Below are 21,466 nucleotides of genomic sequence, written 5' to 3'. Positions count from 1 at the left end.
TTAGTTTATAGGTAAGGTTTAAGTCGGGTATATTCTAAATTATTTTTACAAGTTCAATGTCAGGATATGCATTAACATAAATATGTTCGTCAAAATCGATAAGCACTTCGAAGAACACTTGTAACTTTTTAGCATCTATGCTTTTTACATCTTTAACAATAAGATGATATTTTTGAGTTTGCTGCACAAATTGATCTATAAATTAATCGGTAACTATTAATGCTGCATATTTGCGCCAGTTACCGGAAAAAGCTGCCTTGCTTAAAGGCAAAGTTAATTAGGCACAAGTTCGCCACGCTTTGTCAACGCTGCATATTTGCGGCAGTGAGTGACTTCGAATATATAAAGTTGTTTAAAACTTTTTGACTTTGTCTGCATTTCGCTTATATATGGCTTATAAATTTTTATAGTCGCAACAAGCTAAATTGTAGATGTTACAAACCTTATCAAAAAATAAAACCAATTTCTACCGACGACAGGCCAATAATTTTGATAATAAATTTTATTTTTATGATTTATCATAACCTAATCAAATGGAAACCTTTTCACCCTTCGCAAGAAAAGCTTATTTGTACATATTTATATTGTACTCTGTTGTAACATTTATAGTTATTCTACTTGTTAACGCCGGTAAAATATCTTACGGCATGGACGTTCAAAATGCTTTGATGCCTATCATATACTTTATAATTTGGCTAATAGTTTGCTTATTTCGCTGGCTTTCATCTAAAGCGACAGGACCTCTTTATCTATCATTATCCGTGTTGTTATTTGCATTTATGTTTTTTATGATGGGCTATTACTTTTTGCAAGATGGCACTTACTATCATTAAGGTTTCTTTTTAAGATTTTGATTATTGGGATTTTCCCTCACTTGCCTAATAAAATCAGCCATATGATTATTATCAAAAGAATGAGCACCAATACCTTGATACCATTTATAGAATTTGGTGGCATCAACTTCAATTCTGGATACTTTAGAGTTTGGTCCTACCGGATAAAAATCATCTGATCCAGGAGCTATTTGACCAGACACCCAATCGTTTCTGTTCCAAACATTGATAAGCCTTCTTACCCCTCTAGCATTTGCTGGATTTTCGGGGTCATTCTTTCCATTAAAAGCCGGTACAGCTATGGCTATTAAATCTGATTGCACTTTAAATTTGTCATATAATATATTAGCTGCACGTATACCGACATTTCCTCCATGACTATGAGTTATGAATGTAATAGGTTCATCGCCCATCTTTATCAATTGACCTTTGTCATTATAAGTGTCGATTCCATGTATTCTTCTATATGACATTACATGATCAACCAGATCTCTGGCAGCTATAGCCCTTGATACATTATTATTAGTAAGATGATTTATAGAGTGATTATCGTCTCCAAAAATATTGTCGTTATTAACAAAACCATTAAACACGTTTCTATTCCAATTAAAAGATGCATCTGCTACTGTATTTCTAGTCATTGGAAGCAGGCCATTTATTAATGTGAAGTCTGTTTGACTCTTATCATTTGGATGGAACCAACGCTTATTCGATGATTCTGTGCCATGAACAAAAAAAGCTTCTAAACCATCCTGATCAATTGCCTGAATTGGCGTGTTACTTGCAAACTGATAAGGCGTTAATTCCGGATATTGAGGACTTATTGGGTCCACACTCAAAAATCTTCCGGCCCTCGGATCGTAAATCCGCATGCCATAATCCTGCTGTGCACCGGCTATCTGGTTACCATTAGCATCCAGCTTTACCTCATTATCATTTTCCTTACCGTTAAAGCCATAACGGTATTTAGCGGCCGCAGTGGCTGTAAACTGCCGTGTTGGTTGTATCATCCCAAAGCTGTAATAATCCTGCGCGTTGATAATATCGGGTAGGTAAGCGACCGGCATGCCGCTGCCGGTTTGTAAGCGCTTGTCGCTGATCGTCGCGATAACATTTCCCAAATGATTGCTTAGCTCGTAATATTTGCGTCCGGTGATACCATATTCTGAAACAGGATTGGATGTATTACCCGTACCCGTATTCAGGTTCGGTGTCCACATGCCCAGCCTGCTGCTGCCATACAAGTGCTGCTCCCGCCAGTTTTGCGTGCCGCCGGCATTATCGTAAACCGCTATGGTATTGCCCTGTGCATCGCGCACGTACCAGGTAGTGGTTCCTGAGAGTGTTTTACTCACCCGGTTACCCGAAGCATCATAAGTGTAACTGATATTACCCGTAGCCTTACTGATAGAAAGGATCTTTCCGTACACACTCCAATTGATCGACGTCAGTTTCTCCGTCGTGCTTTTGCTAAGGTTACCAATCACATCGTAACCGTAGTTGCCGGAAGATTGTGTTGTAAGATCGCCGGTATAATTACTTGTAGTTATCCTGTCAGCTATGTAACTCAATCGGTTGTTGATCAGCTTCCCATTGATGTCCTTATTGTAATTGTATACCAGAGAATCGATGGTACCGGCCGTAGCTGCCGAGCCATGGCGGTTCAATGTAAGGATATTACCATTGCCGTCATAGGTCAGCTGTTCACCAAACAGCTGCGTAATGCTGCTTTTATCCCAGTTACCGCTAATGCCCGTGTGCTGGCGCGCCATCTTAAGCCTGTTCAACTGGTCGTAATGGTAAGTATAACCTGTCATCGCACCATTGCCAAGTTGTGCCTGCCGCACAGCCAGCGTTGCACTGCTAATATTGCCATTGTACAGATTCTGACCTGTATATTCACCGGTTGTTGGCAAGTAAGGATAAGCGAAAGCGCCTGCACTTGCACCCGCAACCGGGCTATAATCGCCGCCATAGTAACCAAGCGAAAAACCTATAGCATCCTTTGCCACACTAACGTGCACACCTGTACTGCCATCGGCCCCCATGTCTGCATTGGCACCAGTAGCATTTAAATTTTGGTTGTTGATTCCCTTTAACCAGCCCTGTAACGTATAGGCATAATCGGTACCCTGTACTTTCCCGTTCTCCGGCCCAAGTTCCACACGGGCAAGGGGGCCATGCAGGTAATATTCATAATGCGCGTCCTGCGCCCTGGTTTCCTGCAGCAGATCACTGGTACCAAACGGACGCAGGCTGGCCAGCGGTGCACTGTAAGCGTCGGTCAAACGGTTTTCCGCATCGTAACTGTATTTATAAAAAAACTGATCTGTTTTTCCTTCCTGGTAGCGTACAAAATTTACCTTCCCGCTGATCAGATCATACTCATACCCAATTTGCTTTATCCCTAACGTCCCTATCTGCTGATAAAGATTGGCCACGTTACCATCCAGGTCATAATCATAATAGGTAGCGTTGATAACGTTACCGGTTCGCGTGTCACGATAGGTGCTCGCAACCACCCTTTTCCTCAAATTGCGTTGCGAAAGGCCGGTATTTAAACTGCCTAAACCGGTTAGGTTATCCTTACTGTCATAAAAAGTTCGGGTGATCTGCGTATTGTTGGTGCCACTATTAAACGTAGTGAGATCATTCACATATCCCGGAGAGGGCAATCCCGGATTAGTGATCGTTTTTTGACCAACTTCTATGATCCGGCCAAGCGCATCATATTGTGTATAGCTGTAATTATTAGCTGCCAGTTGCTTATCATTTTGTGAAACCATCAGGCGGCTTAACTGATCGTACCAGAACCGGTTTGTACCTCCGTCCGGCGAATTCTGGAGTACCACCTGATTAGTAGCGTTATACTGATAATCGGTAACCAACCTGTGTGAAGGGTAGATGCCTTTGAGGTTGGTTTCCTGCGTGCTGTTGGTACCTACTGTCGTCTCACTGCCTGCAGCAGGCACATTAAACCTTGCCCAGTAAGCATCGGTATTCAGCGGCATAAAACAATTATTGCCGGCATTATTCATAATCTCGGCCGGGTACAATAAATGCCCGTAGATGCGCATGTGTTTTAGCGTAACCAGCTTATCCGGATAGATTGCAGGCAAAGGATTGTTAACCGCAGGCGCTTTTACACCGTTAATGTATACCAACAGCTTACCTTTCAGCAAATCAGTAGATTGGATAACAACATGGATCCATGCCTCAAGTGCCGGAAGCGTAGATAGGCTGACCGTTATCCTGTTCGCGTTGTTAAACTGACCATAAGCCGGGCTGCTGAAAATATCTATACCGAGCGTATTGTTATTGATATTAAGTTGGAAAAGGTATTTGCCATCTTGCGTAACCTTTGCCAGCTGATTACCGCTGTTATCGGTATTATACAACCAAAGCTCAATGGCGGCATTCTGGCCGGAAGCTAGCTTTGTCTCCAGGTTATTGAAAGCCGTATTGACATCCGTGTTGGACGTAGGACCAGTATAGGCTGTTCCGCAGGAAGCCGCATCATTGCCGTTTCGTAATTGTTGCACCTGGGCTACCTCAGCATCGCTTAGCAACGCTACACCTTCCGGCGGAACGGTTCGCATCAGGTTATCAGCCTGATCGTAATAGTACAAGGTGAAGTGGTAGTTTCCGGCCTGGGCCTTGTTAGTAACCACCGGACCGGCCGCAGCACAGGTCGTAATGTAACCATTCCTGATTAAGTTCTTCTGGTCGGTAACATAAGTAGCATATATTGAAAGGCCGTCGCTTACCGCAGCTTCCATACGACTTTGCACCTCCGCATAGGGATCTATCGGCGCCTCGGTATTCACTGTAGCGTTACACAGCAAGGTAGTATGGTTCGCTTCGAATGCCTGAAAATCAGCATAACTGAGCGTAAATCCATATTGCTGGTTCATATAATTCGTCAGGATTGTGCTGTAATTGGTGCTGGCACTCGTCAAACCAGGAATGCTGTTTATCAGCGCAGCTTTTTTATTGCTGTAATCAGTCCAAGTTATACAACCGCCGTTCCCTGGCTGTAAAAAAGAGGGCAGCGTAATCGGCTGTGGCAGTACCCAGTTACAGGAAGCAGAGGCCGACAGGAGCATGCCCAACTCCGCCTGGGTCAGTGTCATTGCGCTGCCATACTTGCTCTGCAAATAAAGGAACTGGGCCTCGGTACCGGTCGCGGCTGCCTGTTCCGTTGCCAGCAGTTGTGCAATAGCGGCACTGCTGTTATAAACCGTTGACGAAACTGCACCTGTAACCGGCTTGTCATACCGGTCCGCGCCCTCCAATAACCACGGATTTAGTGTTGGCGTAAAATCGCCCCCATTTAAAGCAATCATTTTAATGATCGCCGAAAAATCCGCGTAAGCATTGGTGACACCTGGTTTCGCAGTGCTTGAACCATAGATATGGTTCATGTCTCCATTGGCCGCGCAATAAGTGATCAGCGCATTCCTTAAGCTGTCGATCGTAGCCTGTGGCTTACCCACAAGTCCTGGTGCAAGGCTCGCCATCCAGCGTTCCGCGTTGGCTTCGCAGTTGGCTTGGATAATGCCTTTAACTTGTTGAATAACCCTACTGTTGGCAGCGGTTGTATCCTGTGGTTGAAAAAATGTGGGCAACTCAGCATCGAACCGCGAAGATTTTGTTAACAAAGTCGATGCGCATCCGTTAACCGTTCCTAATGGTAGCGTACATGTCGGCAAAGCTGTAGACCAACTTGTTGTCACGCCATTAATGTATTCAGTGGTATTACCAACAGTTACTTCTACCGTTGCACTCAGGTAAACCGGATCTATGTCGATTCTTTTATAATATTGATGAGTGATTGGAGGGCCTCCGTTTTGTTTAGATTCAGCAATAAGCCAAACTTTGATTCCGTTTCGTTGACAATATACGCGGTCCGGTTTTATTTTAATGACCACAATTGCGGTATTTAAACTCCAAGGCTGATAGGAGTATATATAGAAGTCTGATCCCGTTTCATTGCCATTGGGTGTCATGCTACTCGACGAATTGCTGTTAGTCAGCGTCTGATTTGCTATAGGCGTTGGCAATGGATTTTGAGGAATGTACACTGTAGGGACATTGCCCGTTGTATTAGCTTCAGTGATAGTAATACTACTCAGTGGAATGTTTTTCGGTATACAAAGAAAAGTTTTTTGTGCCCCTGAAGGCAGTGTCACCGCTGCCGGCAAATTCAGGGCATAGATATCAGGAAAATGTAAAAACACGTAAGTATTAGCCGCTACGTTGCCCACCTTTTTTGCGATAGTAATGAATTTTCCTGCAGTTGTGCAATTCCCCGATCCTTGCGCCGCAGCTATATCAGCGGCAATGGTTTCTGAAACACTGAAGTCAGCGGCGTTAACGCCGCTTGGATCTGAAGGAATCGCAATGTTTGCAACACCTACTGGACATTTACCTGCACAACTGGTACTGTCCCTTAGCTTTGTATAGTACTTTTCTTTTAATTGCAGGTAAAATGCCCGATAACTGGACCAGTCCCTGTCAGGCACGCGGCAGCTAACCGGGGCAGGATCATTCCATTTGCCTTCGCCCTGATACAAGTTAAAGTCTACATATTGCGAAAGGCTTTTTACCGTTGCCGTCGTCAACCCCAGCACTCTTTTACTGTATTGGTTCAGATCGGCCTGCATGCTGGTAAGAAAGCTGTTACCAAGTCCTCCAGCCTTAAAAAACGGATCGGCGGTAAGCAGCCAGGCTCCATTCGTATAGCTGTAAGACAACCCGGACTGGATTTTAAAAATATCCGATGCCTTATCAATTTCAGAGATCATCCCGTCCCAATTACCCGAAACTGCGTTCAGCTCACAAAACTGCAACTTGCAATACTCAGGATGATATTGCAGAAAGCCAGAAGCCCATTCCTCGTCCCAGTAAGTCACCAGATCTGTCAGCGTAAAGGCTGCATCATTGACAGATAGCACAGAACCATCCGAACGCGTGATCTTGTTCGCAATGTAGGTGGCATTTGTCGCAGGCAATACTGGAAACACCAACCTCCATTTACTATAAAGCACATTGATATCGCTTTCTAGCGCTGCTCCTGAACTATCGAACAAAGCGTATTGCCCCCCTGGCGAAACATCCTTCAGCATCAACTTTTGTTTTTCCAAACATGGAGATATATCGCAGTCGAGGCTATTGATATGTGCATCGATGCTACTATAAGCTTGCTGGACAATGCTGTGGTATTGCGCTTGTTCACCTGAACTAAAAATAGTCGTATCTATACCCAAAGCACTTATACGGGCACCATACATCGCTGAAAAAGCAGCCAGCGTTCCCAACTGTGCCCTTGATGTTTTACAATCGCTGAATAAACCCGTCAGATCCAGCGCCTGAAGACGCGTTTTAACAAAGCTCCATTGACTGTTAATGACCCCTGCCCTTTGCCCGCGGTTAAATAAGGTGTCTGTATAAGCTTCTACATCCTGCCGGTTCAAAGCAAACTCAAAAGATATGTTGTACTCCCCTATCGTCGTTATATCCAGCGGGATACTGTTGGTGTAAGTCCCATCCGGTGTACAGGTAGTCGCCACATTTGATTTTTTACCGACCTCGTAATTCAGGTTGGCCAGCGGTAAAGCCGCATTACAGGGATCGGTTACCTTTACATTCACATTATAATAACACTTACCACATAGCCCTGCTGTTTCGGAGAACGTATATACCAATTGCGGCAGGTCGAACCTAATCGTATCTTTTCCGGTAACGGTAGCCATGTAGGTGGTCGAAGCAGTTAATTTCAGCGCCCCGCCGTCAAATTTGAATTGCTCGGGCTTCAGTATTGTGCTGGTTTGCCATCTAACCGGTATTTTGGACGTAAGTGTGTCCATGCCCGCCGGCGCCGCTCCCGTCAGAGCGGTAGCAATCGTTTTACCGCTGGCGTTCTGGTAGCTGATGCTGATCTGGTAATTCGGATCAATGACCGTATTTTTGGTATAGTGATCGGCAAAGCCAATGTCATTACCGAATAACTGATCCAACTCCCACTGTTCGGGCTTTCCGTACAAGTATTTGGTTGTACGGCTCGGCGTTCCGGATCCCGGCTGAAAAGGCTGCCCAACGCCGCCTTGCAGGCGTATCCGGCCCGTATTATCAGGTGTATACTGTGTTATCGCAACCGGGTAACCCTGCGCGTCAGGCGTGTAGCCCTGATAAGATTTGTTATTAAAGGTCTTAAAATCGCTAACGGCAGAATAATAGCGCGAAGAACCTGAGGTTGTGCTCAGTGCTCCAGGTAAAAATTCGCAACCGGCGGCAGATGGATCGCTGATATCGAGGTAACCATAGGTATTGCCTGCAGTATTTTTGTTAAGGGCAGAAAAATAGTGAAGCGTTGGTGCTGCGCCATCAGATACTGGTGCCGGCAATATCGAGGCGACCGGCCGCCCAAAAACGTCATATACCTTTTCCGCCACTACAGGTACCTGGTCACTCGTGTTGATTGTAACCGTTTGCCGGTCACGCAGCGTACCATCAAAATAATTGATGACCTCTTTCTTTTTGCCTTCTTCCGCATAAGCGGCCGAATACTGCCAGTTAAGCGCCGGTGACTGCCAGTTCGCAGCAATGTTCCACGCAGCATAGGCACTGGTGCCCAGCTCATAGGACCAGGCCCCTGTCTGCCGAACGCCAGCCAGTGTGTACTGCACTCCCCTTACCCTCGCCACCAGATAATCATCATTGAAAACAAGTGAAATGGTATGGTCATGTCCCGCTGTAGTTATACGGGTCGCGTTGTTTCGAAACAGCAGGTCTGCCTGCGCGAGGGCGGTGCTATTATAGCTAATAAGGCCCTGCGCGATACTTTCATTACCGTCACCTGCGGAGAGAGTGGTCCATTCCAGGTCATACTCTTCAGCCCCAGCAAGCACATCCCAACTAAGCGGCAAAACCTTGCTCGCAGCAGTGATACTGGTAGTAGACAGCTTTGTCTGGGCAGATAGGTTAAACGGATAAATGCGGTCTATGGTAATGCTGTTTTTTAATACAACAGCACCTGCCGGGGGCACCTGATCACCGGCATTGATCACACCTGCAGAATTGATGGTGATCTTCACCTTGTAATAACCAGAAAAATTATGCGCTGACACCCCCCTGTAGCTTACACCTTGATTGATATCATAGTTAATGCTCAACTCCTTAGAAAAACTGTATGCAGGACTTGTCTGTGCCGGATTATTGTAACAATCTACTGTCACGTTCACCTTATAGGAGAAATTTGAAGCGATCCGAACATTGTCATTGACCCGTAATGCGATTTCATTATTTACGCTCCGAAACTGATAGGTAGCCCATGTACCGTTATTCAAAAACAATGGGTCTGCATTCTCCAACGTTGCGGGCAGGGTAAATGGACCGTTAAGCGACTTTGTATAGGGCTCTACACCGGCAATCGCGTTAGAAGCGGTAAAGGCCAGTAATATAAATCCCAATGCTAAATACACCTTCAATCTTTTCATATCAATCGATCCTGATCACTTGAAAATTTCGGTACTTCCCAACGGCTATAACAAATTTTCCGTTGATTTTTAAAAGGTTGTCTATGCTTAAAAAATCAGTTGGTTCAGCTGATTCATCAACACTAGTCAGCCTCAGGTCAACAGCCCTTTTACTTACGCCGGCGCCCTGGCCGCCTGCATCGCTTATCCTGGCAAAAACACGCGTCACGCGGCCTGTTGTAGTGTCGCAAGTAATCGCGTACTCCTGGCAGGCGATATGCTGAGGATTCAATAGCCGCATAGTGCGCAGGCGGCCTTCACTTGAAGCTGTCAGGGTGTAATGTTCATCAGCCATCGCCTTTAGTAAACTCTTGCTGTCAATCACTTCAGTGGCGTTAATTACCTTTTGCTTCCCATAGGCAATTTTTTGCTGATTATAATCAATGTAGAGAAAGCGGCCACCGGCGTTCAGCGTTTCTGTACCTGCATAACGGTAAAAACAATCATTACCACGCCGGCAAATCACATAGGGCATATTCTTGATATCTGCGGTACTGTCGCCTGATGTTTCTATCGTCAGTAAACCTTCCATAGCGCCCGTAAAATGGCTCAGGTCGATGGATCCTGCCCAGCAACGAAGCGTATCCAGCTGCCTTTCGTCACAAACCGCTGGCAGGTGCTGAACATGAACAGGCACCGAAGCGATTTCAATAGGAGTATTTCTCAAACGAATATGGTAAGCCATTGCAGCAGCGAGCGCAAAGAACAATACTGTAGTAATCAGCACCCGCTTAGTAATTTTATTTGCTTTTTTCATACTATAATGTCTTTTTTTGTGAAGAACGGGTTTCCTTTATGGTCATCACCCCACGTTCCGTTTCCTTCTTGACCCTTATAAGCGTCCCCTGACTGTCATATTCATAAAGGGTCGCCAGACAGTTTTCGTCCAGCTCTGCCATCAGTCGCATCGAGGCAGCATCATAGCTGTAAGTCTTCATCATCGCCGCCACTGGGTGTATCCTCAGGTCATCAAGATAAATGGTTGTGCTGATGGCCGGATAAAATACGACCTGAAGCGCGCCTCCTAAGTTTGCCGGTGTTGAAAACGTGCCTTCCAACAATTTCCAACCCTCTACCACTGCTTTGCAAGTCAAGGGCCTTTCCTGCCCGTTAATAAACATTTTTAATTTAGGCGTAGTAACAAACGGCGCATCGTCCTTTACCCAAACATCTGCGATATAATTTTGCCCTGGCAAAGGCTGAAAACCATTCGTATAAGCGCCTTTACTGCTATCCTTTATAAACTGATTATTGATATTCAAATCCAGGTAGCTGGTCCTTTTTTCCTCTACCATGTGTACCAGCGTATTCAGAACCAGGGAATCTGCAGTAAGCGCCACACTGGAGTTCCCCGTATGGGACCAGGCACTCGTTGCACCATCTTGTATATAGCCGCCTGTCTTCGAATATTTAAATTCGCTTCTTGCTGGATCAATGATATAAACCGGCTTACCCGGGCTAAACCGTGCATCCTCGAAGCTGTTCGCGTAAATCTCACGATAACCTGCATTACTGGCGACCGCTGCAGGCAGTTCGCCGTTAAAATCAAATTTGGCGGCACTGTTGCGGCCGAGCGCGTCACGGTTCTGTAGTTCCTGACCAAACTTATCATAAAGCGTCACTGTGTTTGTAGTGACCCAGTTCTCTAAGTTGCCCGTATTCATACTCCAAACCGACCCGCTTAAAGGCATTTTCCAGTAATTGTAAAAATTCGCCAGGTAGCCGGCGTCCTTTACATTCATTACTTTACCCGAAAAAGAAACGGCATTAGCATATACTCTGTTCTGTTGAAATACTTCCGCCTGATAGGGTCGCCAGTTACCTTTAAAGCCGTATACATAAGGATTGATTCCTACCGGCGGCAAGATACAAGGGGAATACCCGGTTCGGTTAAGATCCGAATAGCGATATTGATAATACGTTGTACCATTTTGTACCGTCTGCACATTAGCGGAGCTAAATTTCAGATTGCTTGTTGAAAAAAGCAGCGTTGGATCTGCGGTATTACCTGCGGTTCCGAAAGCATTCAATTCTTGCTGTGCACAATCGTAAACTTCTATTCCTATTCCATTATAAATTGGATTAGGACCAACGCTTATTTCAATCACCAGCGGGGTCCATCCTTTGGTTAGATCAATTTGCTCAACCCTCCAGCCGCGTTCAGATTTATAGTAGTTGCTTACGTTGAAATTATTACTACATATGTTAGAAAAAGCAAAACTGAGATTTGCATGAGAATTATATCCAAAGTAATAAACACCGCTTCGAGGCACATAAAAACTTGTATAGATTACCATCTTTTTGTTAGTTCCTGACGAATATAAACCGTTCACTGTACTTCTATTGTCGCCGATTAAAGCATTTTGCTCTCTTGAAAGCCAGTAATTTTTTCTCGCATCGGTTACTTCCCCGATGCCTGGTAAAAACACAGGGTGGCTGGGCGCTTCTGGTCTGCCGTACCCATTATAAATTGTAAAATTGTAGGGATCATCCGAAAGACCTGGCTGAATCTCCGGCGGTTCGGAATTCCAATTTTCGTCATAGGTCTTCGCCGATGCATTGATAACGTGAAGACCGGTCAGATCAGATTCATTCAGCGCGATGCGATACCCGTTGCCGCTGCTATTGGGCACTATTGGATTGGTAAGCATTACCAGCTCGTTCATTGTAGCGTCAAGTTGATTGCGGGAGCTTCGAACAACTTTTACACGGGCAAATGTTTTGCTTACCGGGTTGCCGTATCTGTCGACGACAGTTTTGATATCAATATTGGCTATGTCGCTGCTGACATGCCGGGGAACAATCCAATAACGCAATCCGGTTGCCAGGTCGATAAACTCATCTCCATAAGCCAGATAATTTCCAGAATTGTTGTCTAACATGGCAGCACTGCTGGAAGTGACGTTCGCCAGTTCCATGCCATTTCTTTTCGAGCCCGGTCCCATACCCGGATATCCCCAATATGCTGGAATTTTAACAGAATAGATTTCGCTATTAAATTCGTTCTGTGTACTGGTAATCAGGGGCATTCCTGTAATCGCATCATAGGCGATATTGCTGGTCCGGATGCTAGAACCATTTGTTTTGACTACAATGCTATCCACCACACCATAATACTGGCTGACCTTGACGGCGCAGGCCGAGCGGAATAATTTATACTCTGAGTTGTCGCCCGTCGGCCAGTGCGGAATCGGGATAGGAAACCCGAACGCCGGTACGATGTCTATCCCCAGATTAAGGCTTTGCCCGTCATTGATACTTTCCTGTTCGCGAAAATCCGTAAAAAAGTCCACATCCCGGCCAATCACACGGTTTTGCTCAACGGTTCCATCAGGATTAACCACACTGACCTGGTTTCTCAGGCGCATGGAAGTCCCGTTAAGCGGAGCCGTGTTATAGTAGGTCTTTGTTGAAGATACCTCTGCACCGGCCTGGTTAAAAATCGTGGTGGCCTTCGGCTTACCGTGCATATCATTCAGCTCGATACTATACCCCTGTGATAGAGTCGTTTGCTGTATACTGCTTGTATAAACAATTCCATAGCTGTTTTTAGGGGCATTGATGATGGACTGCAATTCGGTTGACCTGATCTGCACCGGAAAATCGCGAGCGGTATAAAATTCGTTCACCGTATAGCCTGTCGGTCCATTAGGATAAGGATTTTGTTGTGCATCGAGATCTGAGACCGTTACTTTACTATAGACAACCGAAGGCGCTGGAAAGTAAGACTCACCGAAAGGTTCTTCCAGATCCAGCAGATTGGTAAGCGCCCCTTTATTTCGCTGAATGTAAAAAAGCGGCTGATGCAGCGGATTTTCATCATTACCAATCGCAGGTTCATAGCTGGCAACGCCGCTGCTGATGGATATGCCGTCCTCCGTTGTAGAGTAATCGTAGGCCTGTCCGTAAGTTCTTCCTTCCGTCCAGCCGTCGCTGATACTGATTTTCTTTACACGCACTCCTCCTCCCAGCTTATGTCCGTCAACTTTTGCTATCCTGACAAAGCTTTTGCTCATGGTCCCGGTTGACGCATAATTTTTGCTATTGGCCCGCTGATAGAAATTCTGCTTCAGTTCTGACAAATTGGAAATGGCCGTCTTGATGGCTGCAATAATACCGTCGCCTGACTGTGATGCCGCATCACCGCCCAACCTGCGGTCAAATCCCGGGTAAGCGTAACGCGGATACTCTTCCTTGATTTTTTGCCAGGCAGCAAAAATAATCGGATTTTGACTGATACCAGCTTCCAAACGATCTTTAAAAATGATGTTCGCTTTTCCGTTACTGGTAATATTTACCTTTTTAATTTCTGCAAAACAGGCCACGTAATCATCGGTCCTGCCTTTGGCATTGCTTAACCCGGTTGCGAGTGTCACGAAAATTTTTGTATACAGATAAGGCGATCCATTTAAAAATGTACGGCGGAACCACTCTGTTGCATCTGACATGGCCGGAGTTCCGGCTGGGACATTTATTTGAATTCCTTTAGCAGCCTTCAGATTGCTGCTGGCAACAGCAGAGTAGCTGGCATTGTCGGCAATTAACGTAGTAACCGGTGTCATCACCATGGCCTTTTTATCCTGCACATAAGCGTAATCATCCGCTTCGTAATTGATATCGATACCTCCACCTGTCGGCAAATTGATGTGGCTGAGGTGCCATACGGAAGCTGCTTCGCCTGCACTGGTAACTACGCCGGTAGTAGGGCCGTTTAAATTTTGTACACTGTAAGGAAAATGATCATTATAAAGATTGGTAAAAAAGGGATTGTCCTGTTGCGGATGATACACTCCCCAGCGGTCGGAACTCATGGTAGAATACCCCACATTATTTACGACAGCGCCGGTATACTTCGTGAAACTGGTCTTGTAGCTGAATGTGTAAGGAAATGATTGTCCTTTAGCAGTTCCCCTGTACTCAAAATAGACTTTTTTCAGCGTAAGTTTACCATTGTTTGGCGCAGCAGCCGTATTGTTCGGAACCCCCGGACATAAGGAGTAATCGTATTCAAATTTAACTACTTTGATAGGCCGCGACATGTCGCCTTTCGAATAAAGGCGGATTTCCTTCAGCATCTTCTGTCTTACGGTGCTGTTTACGCCACCCGAAAAATCATTAACGCCCAAAGCGTCATTACGGTCCGCTGTAATAAAATAGGCAATCTTTGTTTTAGATTCTATCGAATGCACATAATACAGCTCCTTTTCACCGTAAATTATATTGGCTTTATCGTCATCAGCGTCAGCCATAAGCCCCTTGTTAAGTGTAGCGTTCTTATAAGGCGACCTCCAGCAATATTTGGGAATGTAAGAATAGTTAAAACGGATTGCGGTACCTTGGTCATCATCGCTGATACCGTTGCCGGAAACATCGACGTAATCGGGTGACAATATACCCGAAAGCAGGTAGCTTGCTGCGTAGGGCGCCGTTTCGCTTTTGTGGTAATAATTGTCGATCCCTTTACCTTTGCCAAGGTTGCTTTCAGTCTGTCCGGCTGCAAAACTCACCTGATCCTGTGATCCGGATACCAGGCTGTAAGCACCATCCGCATTGGCGCCGATCGCAAATGTGTATTCTGCCTGACGCGTATTGTACACTGGTATGCCGTAAACCATCCTGGCTCCAGCAGCATCCGTAACAGTCATCTCCGAAATGTGGTGCCCTTTACGGTAGCCGCCCGTTCTGTCCAACACATGTTCAGTTTTGGAAGGTACACTACCGGCTGCAAGGAAATCATAGTATTTGATTTTTTTGTCCAACCCAGAGGTCGCGCATTCTGCGTTTGTCAGGTAGCTGATATTGGTACGTTGTGGCTCCCGTTCGCTTTTTTGTATACGGGTAAGCGGCACATCATCTGTAAATGCCCCCGAAGCAGTCGTTCCGTTTACGCGAACAGCAACCGGTGAATTATTTTTCAGTGGATTGATCAGCGAAGAACTTTCAGCAGATTTTTGGCCGATTTCCTTGAAATAGACCTGCTGATAACTCGGATTAGCATCAGATTTGTCCTGAAAGTCGCCAACGGGAAGATAATTATTCTGACGCGTCCATTTCTGGGTTGTTAAACGCGAATCCTGCTCATATTTGGATGCCCCGCCGTGAAAGTAGGCACCGAAGCCCGCCTCAAAACCGTAGCTGTCCGCGTTCGTGGTATTTTCCGTTTTGGCATCGAAGTAAATTCCTGTTCCGCCCCTGAATAAACGGAACTGGCCGCTGCCGGTCTGGCTGGAGTAAGTGAACAGGTCGGGCAACGCTACCGGCACTGCCAACTTTGGCAAGCCCGGCGTTACAGGTACGTCTTTTTCCCTGATAAAATCCATCATGGCATTAGGCTGATTTTTTCCTGCTTCCGCGTAAAGAAAACCGTACACCGGATTTTTTATGGCAGGCGACTGTACCTGACTAATCGTGCGGTAACCCATACCGCCCACACCGCCGTATACAATGCCCCCTGCCACCCCTACGTCTATACTGACCGCGAAATAATCTGTTTTGTAAGGAACCTGAATAGACGGTTGTATCGGTTCGGTATTGTAACTAATGGTTGAATTCAAGACATTCAACACGTCGGAAATGGTATTATTCTTGTTATTTTTAACGTTTTCCTTGTCTTTCCTGGCCAGGTAACCGTATGACGCACCCAGTGTCAGGCTCTTCATTCCGCTCCTGGTATTATAGCCAAGAGCAGCACTCAATCCCGCAACCCCCGTTACCGCTTCATCTGTCTTATTCTTGATATTGAAGTTCATATAAGGCGAGACATCAACACCCGAAGTTGTACTCGACATAAGGCCCACCCCCAGGCTCGCTGTAAGCGGGCCGTCCATTTGTTTACCCAGCGATATACCCGGGTTAACGCCAATTTCCGCGCCGATGCCCGTATAGTTATCATTGAAAATACCGATGGTAAAAGTCCCTTCTCCCTTTACAAAGGCTTCACTGCCCCCTATCTCCGCTTTGGCCCGAAGACGGCCACCGATCGTAATGTGCGGCTTGGTGTAATGTGTTGTCTCAACCTCATCACCTTTCATATCATCGGGAACACCGCGCAATTGCCGGTTAATGCTGCCAACGTTCAGATTCCAGCCAAGCCCTACCCAGCCGGCCTCGTCCTCAACACCTACACCGGACTGGTAATTTAGGTTAACCGGATAACCGTCCACGTCAAGCAAGGGAATGTTGTATTTGAAATCACCTGTGGACAGGTCAACCATATCTGAGACGCCGGCTGGCAAAAAACCCTGCATTTCAGGCTGGGCAGGGCCTGAGGTTAAAGCAAGGGCCACCTCAGGCAGCAATATTTGCAGTGATATTATGGAGAATAGTGTCAGGGCTATGGCTTTGCGTTTTCGGACGGTGAATATCATTTATTTTTAAAAGGCTAGGTTGAACTCGTATTTAATATCGTTGATCGCTTTATCGGCAAAAACGAACCGGACTGAATCGCTTGAATCAGAAGGCATTTCCCTGACAAATTGTAATAGGTATTCATAATTATCCTTTGACCCGTTTGCTACAGGCTGCAAAACGACGGGATATTGTTTATGCCCTGCATGGTCCAGGTAAAAACAGCTGTCCATCCGGTACCAGTAATGCTCAGATCCTAACTCCTTATGAATAGTTCTTAAGATCTCGCTGGGAATCAGGCGGACCCGGTATACAGCCATATCATCCTTTGGTGTAACAGGTGTCATCCTAGCCACCTGTACCCGCATATTCCGGTCGCTTTTTTCTTTAAGTGCACCAGCCCGACGGCAGCCCGACGCTAAAGAAAAGGCGATAAGAACGATACTAATCTTTAATATCTTCATATAAAAAACGTAAATTTCTAACGGTACCATTGGGTAACCGGATCTCTAAAATATAATACTTACCAGCCCGGAAACGGCCGTTTGCGGCCAGATCAATGATGATATAATTATCTCCCGTATTCAAACTGATCTTCCCCAGCCCCCTCATTTTTTTTGAAGGCTCGCTGACAGGATGAACCGTATAATTCATCGCCTGTTCCCCGTAAGGGTTGGTCAGCGCAAACCTCAGGTAGCCTTTCGCGACATATAAATTGCCTCTGGCCAAATCCTCTACATCCCGGTATGCAGAAACCGTATCGACCGGTTTCTGCAATGAATCGGGGCAGTTCAAGGTAAACTGCCAGACATCCGACCTTGATAATATGGTCTGATCTTTGTAAGCTGTTACCTGCCAGGCATACTTTTTACTGCTCACCAGTTCCGGTGCGATCGACGGGTATGGCAGCATTGGCGCATAAAGATTACGCTGATTGATGACAGGCAGATTGTAGTTTAACGCTTCGGTCGGACTTTGACCTCTTTTGACCTCCGCAAGCACTAACTGATAACTTGCACCGGGCACAACAGGCAGCAACGGCTGCCATGTCATTAACGGCCGCTTTTCACAAATACTTTCCCCGTTGAATGGTTCTATCAGTGACATGTCGGCAAAAGGCTCCAGCGTATAACTGAAACACTGGTCGTCCGGAGGAAGGTCGCTTCCGGCTATCTTGACCGTAAAGCAATAGTCATAATCTCCCTGTGGAAACGTACGGGATCTGGCGATCAAATTGCCGATTTTATCCTGCGAGAATTGTACTGTTGAGCTTCTAGCGATATTTGCAGACAGATAAGTAGACCCTGAAGTCACGGTAAATTCAGGCGTTCTGACGCGTAAAACCGTTCCTGCGCGCCGTTCATTTACAGTTATGGTAACCTGAGCGCGGACAGCCGTATTCTGATTGATCAGCTGAAAACCCAGCAGGCCTTCCATATTTCGGCCATTCAGCTCAGGGATAAAATTAACCGTAATCTGCCCGGAAACAGAAATGGATAATAAAAGCGACAGCATAGTTACGATGGATCTCATGGCTAGTAATTAATGCGGTATTGTAAACTTAATTCAGCACGGCAGGCCGCATAAAGGTCCGGGTAAAGCGAGCGGATCAGGTTCTTGCGGATATCGATAAATGCGGATACACTAAACCGTTCTGCCGGACGGTAATTCACGTTTTGACGGATTCCCGCCTGCCTGGCTGAGTTTGCATTGTTTAAATAAGTCAGGCCGGATGAAAGACTGAATCGGCGCGACAGGTTGTATTGACAGGACAGATCAGAATTCAGCATATCACCGATCAGCCTGGCTGTTGCCAGTTCCTTATTATAAAACACATTGGCCGTCAGCACGTTCTTATCAACCACCAGGCTTTGTGTATAATTCATCATAAAGAGCCGTGTCCCTGAAACCAACGCGGCATAATTGGAGAGCGACTGGCCGGAAACCATCAATCTGCTTACCGAAAAGTACCTGCCAATTTTGTAATTGGCATTTGCTCCCAGCTGAAATTTGTTAAAGGCGTAGACGCTGCTGGACAGTCCATCGATTTGTTTGTTGGTATTGTTACCGGCATATTTCAGACTGACGGCGAGTTTCCTGCTGAAAACGTATCGCCCGTCTACCTGTACCTGACGCGTTTTCCAGCGATCGTCCGACGTATAACTGATGGGTTGATTGTTAAAGTCCGAGCGCAATCCGATTTGCAGGCGATTATTCAGGAAAGATTTTTTGAGGTTCGCGCCGAATTTCGTTCGAGCGCCGCCGGGGCCGTTTACACCCGGGTTCTGATAGCCTGTTCCTGAGTAACTGACATATACATCTTCAGAGATGTCCTGCTTGTTTAATTCCAGATGATGTGAAGCGCCGAAAGACAGGGCACTGAACAGGTCGGTGGCAGCATCGTACTTTAATCCGCCTTTACGCATCAGCACGGCGTCGGTACCGATCTGATAGTTGCTGCTGAAAAGCGTCGTGGATTTTGACACATCCATATTAAGATTACCGTAGCTGCCCATTTTGACTTCTTTGGAAACAGTGAGTGCTACGTTATCAGCGCTGATACCAGTAAACCCATAGTTCCGGTAACCCATCCCGCCACCCAGCGAACTGATCACTGTAAACTTAAGACTACCGGAAACGGGGTTGCGGATCTCAGCTCCCAGGTAAGTCAACCGCCGTGACTGATTATATACCGAACCGTTAAAGCTATCATCCTTCAAAGCATTTATATCGTTCACGGTTCCATAACCTGCGGTTACCGGGTACCGGCCTGTGTTAAGTATAACGTGAGCTCCCTGCATAAAAACGTCTTTATGCTGAACAAGCGGTGAGGGCTGGTTACTGAAAGAGCCTAACTTAAGGGCGGAAAGGTGGGACATCAGCGACTGTCCTGTTCCGGATGGCCTCTTCACATACAAATCCCGGGCATATTCTGCCATTCCCTCTCCTGTTTGTTGCTTGTCTAATAATGTTTGAACCGCAAGTAACCTTGAGACGTCCACGCCACTTTCCTTCAAGCTGGCTTTCATTGCTGTAATCGAGGTGGCAATACTATCCGCCTCCCCGGCCAGGTTAGCCCGCTCGGATTTACTCAGCTCGATCCGTCTCGCAGGCCCTGCGTTTTCCTCGGCCAGCGGCAAATAAGCCATCTTAAGGATACCGGTCATTTCATGATTAACTACCGAAGTTTGCACTGTCATGATTTTCCCATAGTCAACGAGATTATCCTGCTTTGCTGCAAGCATGATCGCCCTTGCTGCATCTTTTACGGCATCACTGTCACACCGGGTCTGCTGCGCGTATAAGTGGTGTATTAAGGCATCCAAATCAACTTTCGGCGCATTGACCAACGTATTATAGTGCGTAAACCGCGAACCGGCGGAGAAGGATTGAACAGTGGAGCCCTTCAGTTGATAAAGTCTTTTGGCAATTTGGTCCTCGTTCATCAGCCGGATTTCCGGTAACTTATTCGGATCTGTAAAAAAAGCCCTGAGACTGTCATTGCCGGCAAGGCCTTGATAGCTTGCCTTTTTAAATGTCAGCGCTTGCAAGCTGTCCATTGAGGCAGCAGAAAGTCCATTGGCAAGCGTTTTGATATTCATCTTGGATCTAACAGGGTTTAGTTCCGCCCGACGGGTGGCTTCGTCAAGTATCCTGAGCCTGATCTGTTCCTGAGATAAGCTCAACAGCTCATTCAACTTACCGGGTCTGTCCAGGTAATCTGTAAGCAGCCGGTTCACTGTTTTACCTTTCATTACCTGTTGGCGCTGATTGATTTGCGCTGCTAGTCTGCTATGTGCATAGTCACCTACATTCATGCCGCCGAACGCCATTTTATTGATCTGACGGTATTCATCCAGTTCGCTTTCCAGCATGCCGGAAAGGCTTTTTGTGTCCAGGTCGAATTTAAATATCGGGTTATCGGCAAACGCACCGGCAATCAGGCGGGGTTGTGAAGAATAGTCGATAGCTAAGGGAACTCCAAAAACGGAGGCGGTTCCACGTACATTGATGACATTTGCGAATTTTTGGCCAGCAGTTCCTCCTGTAAGCGCCGAGACCGGATTATAGCGCACACTTTCTTTCAAGGCAAGGTCGAGCCCGATTGGTGCGGATCTAAGGGTAGGTATTTTGCCTTTAAAATGGCTCGTCAAATTGTTCAGTTCCCCCGAAGCTTTTTTGCTGACCCGCTCTTTTGCTTCCCCCAGTTTGTTTGTAAACTTCTTTCCTTCCCGGTCACCAAAGCCATCTGTATTTTTCTTTACCGTATCGCTGCCGGAGGGTATCGATTTCCAACCGTTTGGTTTACCAAGTGACGACAGAATTAAGGCCGGGCCATCACCTGCCCTCAGCACCGTGCCGGTAAAAATCTGAGCATACTGCGAAGGAATCTTTACAGTTGAATCTTTCAAAGGCATGCCTGCGGTTGCCTTAGTAGCCGGCGCAACGGCGACACCAGGGAGGGCAGAAAAATTAGCTCCGTTCCCCGCAATCACTAAAGCTGTTTGAAGATCTGGCGATAAAAGAAACGAACCATAAGTGATTTGCTGACCAAGACTGCATATAGGCACAAGAAGCCAGCAAACGGCCAGAAATAGAAGTAAAAGTTTCTTCATACAGCAGCTTAATTGTGCAAGGTTTGATTGTCTCAGCTAAACAGTGTCCCGATGCCAGAATTAAAAATCATAACTCCAAACATTAAGACGGCTGCCCTGCCTGAATTATTAAATCTGCAGGCGAACCACATAC

General features: G+C 46.2%; 6 protein-coding genes. All 6 read right to left on the bottom strand.

Features of this window, described 5'->3' with window-relative positions; genetic code table 11:
* Window positions 1–829: 829 nt before the first annotated feature.
* The 6 genes from ACFQZX_RS13965 to ACFQZX_RS13940 are packed head-to-tail and all read right to left on the bottom strand — an operon-like array spanning window position 830 to window position 21,333.
* Entirely contained in the window at window positions 830–9,331 is an 8,502-nt protein-coding gene (locus ACFQZX_RS13965; RefSeq protein ID WP_377116367.1) for an RHS repeat-associated core domain-containing protein, read from the bottom strand.
* Between the two features lies 1 nt (window position 9,332).
* Window positions 9,333–10,127, bottom strand: a complete 795-nt coding sequence (locus ACFQZX_RS13960; protein WP_377116364.1) for a hypothetical protein — start codon at window positions 10,125–10,127, stop codon at window positions 9,333–9,335.
* 1 nt (window position 10,128) lies between these two features.
* Window positions 10,129–16,737, bottom strand: a complete 6,609-nt coding sequence (locus ACFQZX_RS13955; protein WP_377116362.1) for a hypothetical protein — start codon at window positions 16,735–16,737, stop codon at window positions 10,129–10,131.
* Window positions 16,738–16,743: 6 nt separating this feature from the next.
* A complete protein-coding gene (locus tag ACFQZX_RS13950) occupies window positions 16,744–17,181 on the bottom strand; it encodes a hypothetical protein (RefSeq protein ID WP_377116359.1) in 438 nt (145 codons plus the stop codon).
* Entirely contained in the window at window positions 17,162–18,250 is a 1,089-nt protein-coding gene (locus tag ACFQZX_RS13945; RefSeq protein WP_377116357.1) for a DUF928 domain-containing protein, read from the bottom strand. The genes ACFQZX_RS13950 and ACFQZX_RS13945 overlap by 20 nt, the downstream gene beginning before the upstream one ends.
* A gap of 2 nt (window positions 18,251–18,252) precedes the next feature.
* Window positions 18,253–21,333: a hypothetical protein gene (locus ACFQZX_RS13940; protein WP_377116354.1), complete on the bottom strand. Its 3,081-nt coding sequence runs from the start codon at window positions 21,331–21,333 to the stop codon at window positions 18,253–18,255.
* Window positions 21,334–21,466: the final 133 nt, after the last annotated feature.

It is taken from the genome of Mucilaginibacter litoreus, assembly GCF_042676805.1.
GTDB lineage: Bacteria > Bacteroidota > Bacteroidia > Sphingobacteriales > Sphingobacteriaceae > Mucilaginibacter > Mucilaginibacter litoreus.
The sequence above is the reverse complement of the archived record's forward strand: the minus strand, read 5'-3'. Positions and strand labels throughout refer to the sequence as shown.